Here is an 11,710-nt window from a genome sequence, read left to right as displayed (position 1 = left end):
CAACCATAGAATCTCCCACATTCGACTGCATTCCAAAGATGGAACTCGATCGAATGTGGGAGCGGGCTTGCTCGCGAAGGCGTCAGTACAGACACCACAGATTTCAGGAATACTCGGTTTCGATCTCATCGAGTTGATGGTCGAAGCTTTTCAGGCGCGCCGTCCACGTATACACCAGCACCTCAAACTCACGGTGAATCACCGCATTGCCCGGCGTATCCGACTTGGGATCATAAAAATCCAGCTGGTAACGCTCTCGCGCCATCGCAGTGGCCACATCGGATAATTCCCGGGCGTTATTCAGCCAATGCCGTCCGTCGGCGACTTGCCGATCAAGCATCACACATTGTTTTTTCAGGGCTTCGAGGCTTTTTTCCAGCGGTGTGCCGGTCAGTTCGCCCATGACTTCCTGGAAGGTGCGCCCCGGCTGCCAGTAGCTGCCCCAGAAGTAGCGGTCGAACACCGTCTCGACCCGGCGCAGGGCAACCTTGGTGTCCCAGATCGCCACGCGGGTCTTGCCTTGTTCGAGCAGTCTTCGCTTGATTCGCTGGCCCTGGTAGGAGGCCCAGGCCACCACGCCGATGGACAGCACCGCGATCAGCGCGCTGGCGCTGTCGAGGAACACCATGGCCTTGTCGATTTGATGGGCCAGCATGATGCCGTAGAAGTAAGTCGCCGATAGCAACACCAGTGCGAAGAACACGCACCAGAAAGCGGGAGCATAAGGGTTTTTCATTATTGGAATCCCCATGAGCAAACGCGAGCAGTGACCAGCGGACCATCACGTAAGTCCGCCTGTCAAAGCATAGCAATCAGCTCAGGGTTTGCTGGCTTGTGTGGCTTGCGTTCGTCCACTTTCCCAGCCGCCGCCCAGGGCCAGGAACAAATCGATCTGGCTCATGGCAACCTGGGTGTTCGCCGCGGCCAGTTGCGCCCGCACGTCGGTGTAGGTGCGGGTGGCTTGCAGGTCGGCCAGGAACGACGCGCGGCCGGCCTGGAAGAACCGGTGCGTCTGCTCCGCCGCCTCTTTGGCCGACGCGCCGGCATCCGCCAGGGCATCGCGGCGTTGCAGTTGCGCGGTGTATTGCGCGAGGCCCGTCTGGGTTTCACGGATAGCGTTGAGTACCACCCCGTCGAAGTGCGCCAGGGCGCCCTGGGTCGCGGCTTCGGCTTCGTGGATGCGGGCGCGGGCGCCGTTGGTCGGCAGCGTCCAGCTGATCAGCGGGCCAAAGCCCCAACGGTTGGTGGCCGGCGTGCCGAGGTCATCCAGGATGCCGACGGTGCCCACGGTGGCGCCGATACTGATGTCCGGGTACAGCGCGCCGGTGGCCACACCGATGCGCGCGGTGGCCGCCGCCAGTTGGCGTTCGGCCTGGCGCACGTCAGGGCGGCGCTTGAGCAGCGTGGCGCCATCGCCCACCGGCAACAACTGCGCGATGTGCGGCAGCTCGGCGCATTGGGCAGTGCCGGCCGGCAGTTGATCCAGCGGCCTGGCCAGCAACATCGACAGGCGGAACAGCCCGGCCTGGCGCAGTGCTTCATAGCGCGGCATTTCGGCGCGCAAGGATTTGTATTGGGTTTGCGAACGGGTGACCTGGGTTTCATCACCGCGCCCGGCATCCCGCAGGCGCTGGGTCAGGTGCGTGCTCTGGGCTTGCAGGTCGAGGGACTCGTTGGCGATCGCCAGCTCTTCGTTGGCCGCACACACCTGGGTGTAGGAGCGCACCACGTCCGCCACCAGGGTGATACGGGCGATATCGGACGCCGCCTGGGCCGCATCGGCAGTGGCCTGGGAGCTTTCAATGCCACGCTGCAAGGTGCCGAACAAATCGAATTGATAGGAGGTGCTGATACTGGCGCTGCCGATATTCGCCACCGGGACTTTTTCCGTCAGCAAATAGGCCTCACCCGATTCTTGCAGGCGCTGGGCTTCGGCCTTGGCGCCGGCACTCCAGCCGCCGGCCGATTCGGCTTGCTGCACCTGATAGCGCGAGCGCTGCAAGTTGGCCGCAGCCACCCGCAGGTCGGTGTTGGAGGCCATGGCCTGCTCCACCAGCTTATCCAGGCGCGGGTCCTGGTAGAGCTTCCACCAGTCCGCCGGTACCGGCGCCGACACCACATTGCTGCCCTCCCCGGCCAACTGGCCCTGAAGGTCACCACGGTTCACGGCCGCCTTGTCCGGCAGTTTGTAATCGGGCCCCACCACCTGGCAGGCCGACAGCAACAACCCCAGCCCGGCGGTTGCTAAAAGCCGTTTCATGGCTTGTTCTCCGACTTGGGTTGGTCGTCGATGATCGACACGGTGGCGGTGCGCCCGGCAATCATGCGGAAGTCTGCCGGCACATCGTCAAACGCAATGCGCACCGGAATCCGCTGGGCCAGGCGCACCCAGCTGAACGCCGGGTTGACGTTGGGCAGCAGGTTGGAGCCGCTGGTGCGGTCACGGTCTTCGATACCGGCGACGATGCTCTGCACATGTCCGCGCAGGCGAGCGTTGTCGCCGATCACGCGGATGTCGACGCTCTGGCCGACGTGAATGCCGTCGAGCTTGGTCTCTTCAAAGTAGCCGTCGATGTGGAAGGAGTTGCTGTCCACCACCGACAACACCGGACGCCCGGCGGTCACGAACTCCTGGTTACGCGGCGCACGGTCGTTGATGTAGCCGTCCACCGGGCTGCGGATCACCGAGCGGTCCAGGTTGAGTTGCGCGGCATCCACCGCCACTTGCGACTCGGCCAGGGCCGATTGGGCACGGGCGACGCGGGACTGGCTTTCTTCCAGTTGCTCGCTGGCCACCAGGTTGCCGAGGCCACGGTTACGCTTGTTCTCGCGCACGGCCTGGGCCAGGGTTTCCTGACGGTCGGCCACGGCGGCCTGGGCCTGGCGCAGGGCCAGCTTGAAACGGTCCTGGTCGACGGAGAACAGCACCTGGCCGCGCACCACCAACTGGTTGTCGCGCACGTCCACTTGCTGGATCAGCCCGGACACGTCCGGGGCGATCTGCACGATGTCGGCACGGATGTGGCCGTCACGGGTCCACGGCGCGAACATGTAGTACATCACCATGCGCCACACCACGACGCAGGCGAAGGTCACCACCAGTAACGTCAGGACTACACGGCCAATGGTCAAAAAAGGTTTTTTCATGTCATGAGGTATCGACTGAGTGAATCCACTGCGCCCAGCAACAGAGCGTAGAGACCCACATTGAACAATGCCCGGTGCCAGACCAGGCGATAGAAGTGGACGCGGGTCAACAGCCCGTGCACCACCAGGTACAACACATACGTAATGCCCATCAGCACCAGCAACGTGGGCAGGAACACCCCGCTGATATCCAGATCACCGATCATAAAGGCGCTCCATCGGGTAACGGCGCTTCCATCTCTGTGCCGCCAAGAAATTCCACGCCGGGCAACAGCGCCAGGCGCAAGCCGCTGAGGGCGTGCAACAAATGCAGGCGGGTTTCGTCCTCGCCTTGCAGGCCCTGGCCGTTGAGGGCGCGGCGGGTACGGTCGAGGGTCATCAGCAGACCGCTGGGGGCCGGCAGACGTTCACCGGCCTTGAGGCAGGCCTTGAAGTAACCGCCGACGCCTTCCACCACCTGGTTCAACAACACACGCGGCACCCCGAGGATGCGCGGCGAGTACGCCAGCAGGTCCAGCAGGTTCAGCGCCACCCGCACTTCCCGCAGGGCGATGCCGGTGTCCTGGCCGGTCATGGCCAGGCGCGGCAGGTGTTGCATCAGGCGGTCGAGCATTTGCACGCCCATCTTGCGGTGTTCGGCCAGGGTCGCAGGCTCGGTCAGGGTGACGATGTCGCGCCAGCTGAAACGGGTCAGGCGCTTGGCCGCAAGCTCAGCGCCGAACGGCCGGGCAATCAGGGTCCAGACAAAGGCGAACAACAAGCCCACCGGGCCCGCCAGGTTGGAGTTGGCGAAGGCCAGGAAGTCCGCGTCGTAGGCACCCTGGATGCTGATGAACGACGAGGTGTTGACCAGCGTCAGCAGCATGCCGAGGTAGAAACGCGGCTGTACCGTCAGCGTGCCGATGCAGATAAAGGGCACCGAAAACGCCAGCACCAGCATCGGGAAATCGTGCAGGTTGGGCAGCACCAGAAACAGGTAGAGGCTGGCGAACAGCACCGACATCGCGGTCCAGAAAAAGAACCGGTAGATCTGCGGCGCCGGGTCGTCCATGGAGGCGAAGAAGCTGCAGGCCACCGCCGCGAGGATCACCGCGCTGCCACCGTCGGTCCAGCCCAGCAGGATCCACAGCACCGAGGCGACGATGATCGCGGTGACGGTGGAAAACGCCGAGTAGAACATCAGGCCCCGGTCGAGGAATGGCGTCAGCCGGCCCAGGCGCCAGTGGCGGTAAACTGCGCGCCAGCTGTCCTGGCTTTCGCACTGGATGGCGGCTTGCAGGCTGCGGCAGTCCTGCCACAGATCCACCCACTCGCCCAGGCGATACAGGGCGTTGGAGAACAGCAACTGATGGCGGTCATCCAGGGCGTCGGCATCGGGTTGCAGGGCTTCGATCTGGTCGCGCAGGACACGCCAGCGTTCGAGGGGCGCATCCTTTTGCGTGCTGACCAGCCACTCGTTGGCGGCGGTCAGCAGCGGCGTGAAGCGCTCGAGCAACTCCGGGGCGCGGTGTTCCAGGGCGTACACGGCGTCGTCCAGTGCGTCGATCACCGGCAGCAGGTGGATCATCCGCCCGCGCAGCTCCTTTGTATTGCGCACCGTTTGCGGCCGGGAGCCCTCGTGGGGCAGTTGGCCGATCATCAATTCCAGGGTGTTGAAGGTAGCGACCATGCCGCCGCGCAGGGTGCTGATTTCCTCGGGTTGCACATTGCGGCTGAGAAAGCGCTGGCTGTAGACCTGGGCGTCGGCAAACCACTTGCTCACCGAGTCATCGAACACCGGCGCCAGGCGTCGCGGCCAGAACATCGCCCCCACCACCGCCGCCACGGCGATGCCGAGGAAGATCTCTTCGGTCCGCGCTTCGGCCACATCCCACACCGCCAGCGGGTTATCCACCACCGGCAGGGCGATCAGCGGCAAGGTGTAGCCGGCCAGCATCAGCGCATAGCTGTTGGCGGTGCGCAGGTGCAGGGACAGGAACAGCAGAATCCCGGTCCACAGCGCGATCACCACCACCAACACGTAAGGCGTCTGCACAAACATCGGCACAAAAAACACCGCTGCGGCCGCCCCCATGAAGGTACCGACCGCCCGGTACAGCGCCTTGGAGCTGGTAGGGCCGACAAACGGGCTGGACACGATATACACCGTGGCCATCGCCCAATACGGACGCGGCATTTGCATCAGCATGGCGATGTACAACGCGATCATTGAAGCGGCGAATGTCCTTACGCCATAGAACCAATCCCTGGCCGGCGGCATGCCGGTAAAAAATCCGTTCAAGAACTCACAACCATGGGATGTTGATTGGCACCTTCGAAGGCCCGCAGTACACGCAAAGCAGCTTCCAGGTCATCGGGGTCGATTGTCGCCAGCACCTCGCGACGCAGGCGCACCAGTTGCTGTTCCACTGCCTGCACCAGCTCGCGGCCACGCTCGGTGAGGCTCAAGGCCTTGGCGCGGCGGTCGTGGATGTCTTCGGTGCGGCACACATAGCCGGAACTGCACAGCTGGTCCAACAGGCGCACCAGGGACGGGCTTTCCATCCCGGCGGCCTGGGCCACCTTGACCTGATGCACACCGTCGCCGAGGCGGCCGATCATCAGCAGCGGCACGGCGCAGGCTTCGGAGATGCCATAGCTGACGAGCGTGGTCTGGCAGATTTTGCGCCAAGTCCTGGCACCTACCACCATGCTGCTGCTGATGTTCATCTGGAGTTGTTCGAGGGTCTGGGACACTGGATTATTCGCATACAGTTAGTTTGCTAACTATCAATATGGTCGATGGATCCAATGCAGTCAAGTTTTGATACAAATTTGCGGATGGGTGGATGGCCCGTGGGCTAAGTAAAGCTGGTTTGGGGAAAGGTGGTTTGCTGTCAGCAACCGTCAGTCGCCTCACTCAGCTCACATGCGTCGTCAGGTATGCACGTTGTATATACTTCGTACATACCAATCTAGAGCATTCACTTATGTCAAAACTAGCCGTTTTCACCTTGAAGCTTGAGTCGGAACTACGCGACCAATTCATGGCCGAGTGCGAGGCTACCCACCGTCCTGCATCGCAAATCGTGCGAGATATGATGCGTCAGTTTGTCCAGGCCCAGCAGGAATCACGGGAGTACGACGCGTTCTTGCAGCGTAAAGTAGACGCCTCTCGCGCCTCGATACAGGCAGGCAGAGAGATTGCCAATGAGGATTTGGAAGCTGAGTTTTCTGCGAAACGTGCTCACGTAGATAATCAGGAATGAGGGTTGCCTGGACGCCGGAAGCGGCGCAGGACCGTAGGGATATCTGGGACTTTTTATTTGAGAAAAACCCACAAGCCGCAGCCGATATGGATCGACGCTTCAGCAGTGCAGTGCTGGGGCTGGCAAAACACCCAGAAATCGGCCCACTCGGCAGGATCACAGGCACACGCGAAGTCATTCCTCATCCAAGCTACCGCCTTGTTTACCAACTTGAGCCCGACGTAGTAAGGGTCGTGGCGCTTGTGCACACCGCTCGCCAATGGCCACCAGAGAAAGCAACCGCCTCTTGACGGCCTAGACTCCTCGCCCCTCTCTCAACCGCAAATTCAACTCATCCACCACCTCCGCCCAATCCGCGTCCTCCAGAATCTCTTCACGCAAAAACGCCCGCTGGGGCGGCGTCCAGAAAAACGCTTCCGCCAGATGCAATTCGGGCTTGAGTGGGGAGTGGACCGCGATGAACCGCTCGATGCTGACCGGGTCATCGGGCAAACCGAGCTGTTTGAACAACGATGGCAAGTTGTGGACTGGGGATTCCATGAGGCGTTCCTGGAGAGAGGGTTCACCTGAGTCTAGCCCCCCAGGCGAACATAAACCTCTCAGGTGTTGCGCGGATTAATCGCAGCCCTCACGGTGCACGCCCGCTGGCGCGTTACACAGCACGAACAGCCGGGCCCGCGCGCCGCCGCCGTCCTGCTGGCTGAGCTGACGCCATCCGGCCGGCAACGGGGCAAACTCATCCGGCGGCTCCGCGGCGCTGATCAGCCATACACGCTGGATCTCGGCGGGTAACACCGACAAGCGATCAAGGTAGATGCGCCCGCCATCCTGGTCCACCAGGGTGCCAAAACCATAGGCATTAGGCCGGGTGGACTTGCCGGCGGCGGTCGGCGGTGTGAAAAGCTGCAACTGGGCGTCGGTCTCGTCGTAATAGACGTAGGGCAGGTACCACAGCATGTCGCTGATGACGATGCGGTCATCTTCCTGGTAGTTACGATTGACGAACTCCACCACCACGTTGAATTGATCATGCTCATCGACGGTGGAGTTGGTCTTCACGCCCACCAGCTCGACCCCGACAAACAACACGAAGACTGCCGCTGCTGCGAGCGGCAGGCGCGACGACAGACGGTCGACGGCCAACGCCACGATGATCGGCAAACTCATCGCGTAGGCGGTGAGATAACGCTCGATAAACACCGGGGAAATAAACGAAACCCCATAGACCAGCAGCACCGGCAGCATGAAAAAAAGCCCCAGCAGCCAGCCAAAGCGAAAGCGGCTTTGATCGCGCCAGGCAGTCACACCGACCAGCGCCATCAGCAATAACGGAAACACCACAAAGAGCGGTCGCCACAAGTGGTCGCCCGGGTCCTGAATGAGGAACTGCCACACCATCGACGGCACGGAATACAGGTTGACCGGGTCTTCCCAGCCAATATCACCGCCCACCTTGAGTTCTTCGGTGTGCTGCACCAGGCCCAGCAGATTCGGGAGCCAGGGCAAGTACAGCAACACAATGGCAATGTTGGCCAACCACCAGCCCGCGCGCGTGACCAGGCGCAGGCCGCCGGCCCGTGGCTGGCGCAGCAACAGCAGCCATGACCAATGCACCAGTACGCACAACGCGGTGAAATAGTGGGTGTAGAAGGCTGCCGTCATCAACAGCGCATAGGCCACCAGATAGCGCTTGCGCTCAGGCTGGCGGACCCAATACACCAATGCCAGGGTGGCGGCCAGCAGCCATACGCCCAGCAGCGAATACATCCGCACTTCCTGGCTGTAGCGCACTGCCGTGGGCAGCAACGCCAACAGAATCCCGGCCAGCACCGCCGCGCGACGGGTCGCGACCAGCCTTGTCAGCCAGATTCCCAGGCCGACTGCGACCACACCGGGGATCGCACTCATGCTGCGCAGGGAGAAAATGCTGTCGCCGAACACCTCGATCCAGCCGCGCAGCATGAAGAAATACAGCGGCGGATGAACGTCATGTGCGGCGTGAAACCACAGGTCTTCCAGGGAATACTCGGCGAGCAGCAGGCTTGAACCTTCATCGCCCCAGATGGCGGAGGCGGTCAGGCCATAGAAACGCACGGCCATGGCCAACGCCACCAGCGGTACCCACCACAACCGAGCCAGCCAGCCGGCATTCTCCCAAAGGCCAGGATTGAGCACGGGCAACGCCCCGGCCTTGTTGTCTTGTTCCGCCACAGAGCGTCGCACCTCTACTTCCTCACCCACTACTGAACCTGCGCTTGCGCGAACACCCGCCACTCTAGGTCAAAAGGCCTTGATTCGCCCGCTGTTTTGCATGGATTTGACCAACCATCCGCCAATCGGACAAATCTGAATTTTGCGCAGGACGTCTCCGACGCTTTCATCGGATCACGCTATGATTGCTGCCTTCCATGGATTCAGGATCAAGGACATTTCATGCGCATCGGTCTTCTGTCACCCCTGGCACTGGCATTGCTCGCCACCCTTCCCTTCCAGGCCCACGCCAGCGGCGATGACTCTTGCTACCCGGATTGGCGGGTGTCGCGCAACAGCCTGGACGTGTGCAGCAACCTGCCCTTCCTGAGCCCCGGCAATGACAGCCGGGTCAACCTGCGGCTGTTGCTGGCGGACAAAAACGTCATGCCGCTGGCGCCGAATGCCTTGGGCGAGCAGGACGTGTCCGAAGGATTTGGCCCGGTGCCCTTTCCGGTGTATCGGCTTATGCCGGCTGCGGATGAGCCCGACAACAAACCCGACGACTCGCGCACCGCCGAACTGGATGCACTGCTCAGCCCGCTGGGCATCACCCGCGACGACGCCAAGACCGCCGGTGAAGCCTTCCTTTCCGGCGAAGGCAGCCGCTGCCGCAGCAACGCCGATGACAGCGCCGCCGCGTTTATCAGCCAGGTGGTGAAGGCCGATGTACCGCAGGCCGAGCGCCAGTTACTGGCCAAGCTGCGGCTGCAGATGCTCGGCAGTTGTTCCTCGGACGGCGTAGCGGCAGGCGAGGCCGACCAAATCAAATCGGCAGACGGCCAGGCATTGCTCACCTATCTGAAAGCCGCCGGGGACTTTTACAGCGGACGCTTCAGCGATGCGCAAAAAGGTTTTGCCGGGCTGACGAGCAGCTCGCTGCCCTGGCTGAAGGAAACAGCGCTGTACATGACCGCCCGCACCGCGCTGAACGACGCCCAGCAAAATGCCTTCGATGAATACGGCACGCCGTCGCTTGAACATGTGGATAAGTCTGCCCTGCAACGGGCCGAAAGCGCTTTCGACGACTACCTGAAAACTTATCCACAGGGCGAATACGCCGCCTCCGCCCGTGGCCTGTTGCGCCGGGTGCACTGGCTGGCGCCCAACCCCGACAAACTGGCGGACGACTTTGCCTGGCAACTGACCCAGGCCACCGATGCCCAGCGCAACGTGTCGCTGGATGAACTGGTGCAGGAAGCGGACACCAAGCTGCTGACCAGCACCACGGCACCTGTGGGCAACCCGCTGATCCTGGCCCTCAACGACCTGATGTGGATGCGTGCCGGTGAGCCGCCGAAGCTCACGCGTGAAGCGCTCGATGCACAAAAAGCGGTGTTCGCGCAGGAGCCCGCGCTGTATGCCTACGTGCAGGCGGCGTTTGCCCTGAACGTCGAGCATCAGCCCGACCGTGCCTTGAAGCTGCTGCCGCAAGACGTGCCGTCGAATCTCGACTACTTCGCTTTCAGCCAACAGACCCTGCGTGGCCTCGCGCTGGAAGCCAAGGAAGACTGGAAAGCCGCCGAGGCGCTGTGGCTGCAACTGCTGCCGCTGGCCAAGCAACCGTTGCAACGTGACCAGCTGGAGCTGGCATTGGCGATGAACTACGAACGCAGCGGCCAGCTGGCCAAGGTATTCGCCGCCGATTCGCCGATCAGTGCCAAGCAGGTGCGCTATATCCTGCTGCGCAACGTCGCCGGTCCCGACCTGCTGCGCCAACAGCTTGCCCATGCCGAAGACCCGGTAGAGCGCCAGACTGCGCAATTCACGCTGCTCTATAAAGACCTGCTGCGCGGCCAGTTCGAGACCTTTGCCGAGGACCTCAAGCAACTGCCCGCCTCGGTTCCCGATGACAAGCTCGGCACCAGCCTGGGCTACGTCTACAGCGGCGGCCAGTCGTTGAGACTGTTCCAGTGGAACGGTGACAAGGCCGAGTCCGGCTACACCTGCCCGAGCATCGCGCAAATCGCCAGCACCTTGCAGGCCGATCCGAAAAACCCGCAGGGCCTGAACTGCCTGGGGGAATTCGTCCTGCGTAACGGCCTGGACGGCATGCCCCTGGAACAAGCGCGCTCCGCCGGCAGCCTGGGCAGCACTGCCTCGCCCTTCAAGGGTGAAACCTTCTCGCGACTGGAGGGCTACAAGCGGGTGATCGGCAATCCCAAGGCACCGCGAAACGACAAGGCCTACGCGCTGTTTCGTGCCATCAACTGCTACGGACCTTCGGGCTACAACAGTTGCGGTGGCGAGGACGTCGACAAGAACGTGCGCAAAGGCTGGTTCCGCCAGTTGAAAACCGGGTTCGCCGACACCCAGTGGGGCAAGTCGCTGCAGTACTACTGGTAAGCCGTGAAGCGCTTCTGGCTGGCCCTGCTCCTGCTGGCAAGCCCGGCCTTCGGCGCGGTGGACGCCCGCGACCATGACGCGTTCTGGCTGTGGAGCGGCGTCGCGCCGCAGCCGGTGCTCAAGCAGGCGAAAACCCTGTACATCCTCCAGGGCCAGATCAACTCGACCCGCCGCGCGCCCCGGCGTGGCGTGCAATTCATCGCCCAGGGCATGAGTGTGCCGCGCATCACCCAGGGTGAAATCTGGGTGGTGTACCGCGCCCACACCCTGCACTGGCCCGAGTCGGTGTACAGCCAGATGCTCGGCCAGGTGCAACGCTGGCGGGATGCGGGCAACCCGGTGGTGGGCATCCAGATCGACTTCGATGCGCGCACGCAATACCTCGACGAATACGCGGATTTCCTGCGTGACCTGCGCCAACGCTTGCCCAAGGACCTACGCCTGAGCATCACCGGGCTGATGGACTGGAGCAGCAACGCCGACCCGGCCGCCATCGCACAACTCAAGGGCGTGATTGATGAAGTGGTGGTGCAGACCTACCAGGGCCGCCACAGCATCCCGGACTACGCGGCGTATCTGCCACGCATGAACCGGTTGGGGGTGCCGTTCAAGATTGGGTTGATTCAGGGTGGGGCATGGGAGGAGCCGGGGTATTTGAAGGGCAGTGAGTGGTTTCGCGGGTATGTGGTGTTTTTGCAGAATCCTTGAATGCCCACAGT

12 protein-coding genes are annotated in these 11,710 nt (G+C 62.4%); 4 read left to right on the top strand and 8 right to left on the bottom strand.

Going from position 1 to position 11,710, the window contains the following annotated elements; translation table 11 throughout:
- Positions 1-103: 103 nt before the first annotated feature.
- The 6 genes from HX807_RS12855 to HX807_RS12830 form a co-directional block, all read right to left on the bottom strand.
- Positions 104-736, bottom strand: a complete 633-nt coding sequence (locus HX807_RS12855; RefSeq protein WP_003218188.1) for a hypothetical protein — start codon at positions 734-736, stop codon at positions 104-106.
- Positions 737-817: 81 nt separating this feature from the next.
- Positions 818-2,260: an efflux transporter outer membrane subunit gene (locus tag HX807_RS12850; RefSeq protein WP_008433656.1), complete on the bottom strand. Its 1,443-nt coding sequence runs from the start codon at positions 2,258-2,260 to the stop codon at positions 818-820.
- A complete protein-coding gene (locus HX807_RS12845; RefSeq protein WP_003218191.1) occupies positions 2,257-3,147 on the bottom strand; it encodes an efflux RND transporter periplasmic adaptor subunit in 891 nt (296 codons plus the stop codon). Before HX807_RS12845 ends, HX807_RS12850 begins: the two co-directional genes overlap by 4 nt.
- Complete coding sequence (locus HX807_RS12840) at positions 3,144-3,353, bottom strand: DUF1656 domain-containing protein (protein ID WP_003218193.1); 210 nt, start codon at positions 3,351-3,353, stop codon at positions 3,144-3,146. The genes HX807_RS12845 and HX807_RS12840 overlap by 4 nt, the downstream gene beginning before the upstream one ends.
- Positions 3,350-5,428, bottom strand: coding sequence for an FUSC family protein (locus HX807_RS12835; protein WP_177050164.1), 2,079 nt, complete (start codon positions 5,426-5,428; stop codon positions 3,350-3,352). Before HX807_RS12835 ends, HX807_RS12840 begins: the two co-directional genes overlap by 4 nt.
- Positions 5,425-5,856: a MarR family winged helix-turn-helix transcriptional regulator gene (locus tag HX807_RS12830; protein ID WP_177009336.1), complete on the bottom strand. Its 432-nt coding sequence runs from the start codon at positions 5,854-5,856 to the stop codon at positions 5,425-5,427. The genes HX807_RS12835 and HX807_RS12830 overlap by 4 nt, the downstream gene beginning before the upstream one ends.
- A 260-nt stretch (positions 5,857-6,116) precedes the next feature.
- On the opposite strand from HX807_RS12830, the gene HX807_RS12825 reads away from it, so the two are divergent.
- Both HX807_RS12825 and HX807_RS12820 read left to right on the top strand, forming a co-directional pair.
- Complete coding sequence (locus tag HX807_RS12825) at positions 6,117-6,395, top strand: antitoxin of toxin-antitoxin stability system (RefSeq protein ID WP_177050163.1); 279 nt, start codon at positions 6,117-6,119, stop codon at positions 6,393-6,395.
- Positions 6,392-6,685 carry a type II toxin-antitoxin system RelE/ParE family toxin gene (locus tag HX807_RS12820; protein ID WP_093203108.1) on the top strand — a complete coding sequence of 98 codons (294 nt, stop codon included), beginning with the start codon at positions 6,392-6,394 and terminating at the stop codon, positions 6,683-6,685. The genes HX807_RS12825 and HX807_RS12820 overlap by 4 nt, the downstream gene beginning before the upstream one ends.
- Positions 6,686-6,689: 4 nt before the next feature.
- Here the strand turns inward: HX807_RS12820 and HX807_RS12815 are convergent, their stop codons facing one another.
- A complete protein-coding gene (locus HX807_RS12815) occupies positions 6,690-6,935 on the bottom strand; it encodes a DUF2789 domain-containing protein (RefSeq protein WP_177020625.1) in 246 nt (81 codons plus the stop codon).
- A gap of 75 nt (positions 6,936-7,010) precedes the next feature.
- Positions 7,011-8,618, bottom strand: a complete 1,608-nt coding sequence (locus tag HX807_RS12810; RefSeq protein ID WP_371316472.1) for a glycosyltransferase family 39 protein — start codon at positions 8,616-8,618, stop codon at positions 7,011-7,013.
- A 210-nt stretch (positions 8,619-8,828) separates the two neighbouring features.
- On the opposite strand from HX807_RS12810, the gene HX807_RS12805 reads away from it, so the two are divergent.
- A complete protein-coding gene (locus tag HX807_RS12805; protein WP_087693601.1) occupies positions 8,829-10,991 on the top strand; it encodes an outer membrane assembly lipoprotein YfiO in 2,163 nt (720 codons plus the stop codon).
- Between the two features lie 3 nt (positions 10,992-10,994).
- The gene (locus HX807_RS12800) at positions 10,995-11,699 is read left to right on the top strand and encodes a DUF3142 domain-containing protein (RefSeq protein WP_008433644.1); all 705 of its coding nucleotides are present in this window, start codon (positions 10,995-10,997) and stop codon (positions 11,697-11,699) included.
- Positions 11,700-11,710 lie beyond the last annotated feature (11 nt).

This window comes from Pseudomonas sp. D8002 (assembly GCF_013385695.1).
Lineage (GTDB): Bacteria > Pseudomonadota > Gammaproteobacteria > Pseudomonadales > Pseudomonadaceae > Aquipseudomonas.
The sequence above is the reverse complement of the archived record's forward strand: the minus strand, read 5'-3'. Positions and strand labels throughout refer to the sequence as shown.

What these genes read in the sequence shown, in the direction of transcription:
- HX807_RS12855 (WP_003218188.1), bottom strand. Translation starts at nt 736, where the DNA reads ATGAAAAACCCTTATGCTCCCGCTTTCTGGTGCGTGTTCTTCGCACTG.
- HX807_RS12850 (WP_008433656.1), bottom strand. Translation starts at nt 2,260, where the DNA reads ATGAAACGGCTTTTAGCAACCGCCGGGCTGGGGTTGTTGCTGTCGGCC.
- HX807_RS12845 (WP_003218191.1), bottom strand. Translation starts at nt 3,147, where the DNA reads ATGAAAAAACCTTTTTTGACCATTGGCCGTGTAGTCCTGACGTTACTG.
- HX807_RS12840 (WP_003218193.1), bottom strand. Translation starts at nt 3,353, where the DNA reads ATGATCGGTGATCTGGATATCAGCGGGGTGTTCCTGCCCACGTTGCTG.
- HX807_RS12830 (WP_177009336.1), bottom strand. Translation starts at nt 5,856, where the DNA reads ATGAACATCAGCAGCAGCATGGTGGTAGGTGCCAGGACTTGGCGCAAA.
- HX807_RS12825 (WP_177050163.1), top strand. Translation starts at nt 6,117, where the DNA reads ATGTCAAAACTAGCCGTTTTCACCTTGAAGCTTGAGTCGGAACTACGC.
- HX807_RS12820 (WP_093203108.1), top strand. Translation starts at nt 6,392, where the DNA reads ATGAGGGTTGCCTGGACGCCGGAAGCGGCGCAGGACCGTAGGGATATC.
- HX807_RS12815 (WP_177020625.1), bottom strand. Translation starts at nt 6,935, where the DNA reads ATGGAATCCCCAGTCCACAACTTGCCATCGTTGTTCAAACAGCTCGGT.
- HX807_RS12805 (WP_087693601.1), top strand. Translation starts at nt 8,829, where the DNA reads ATGCGCATCGGTCTTCTGTCACCCCTGGCACTGGCATTGCTCGCCACC.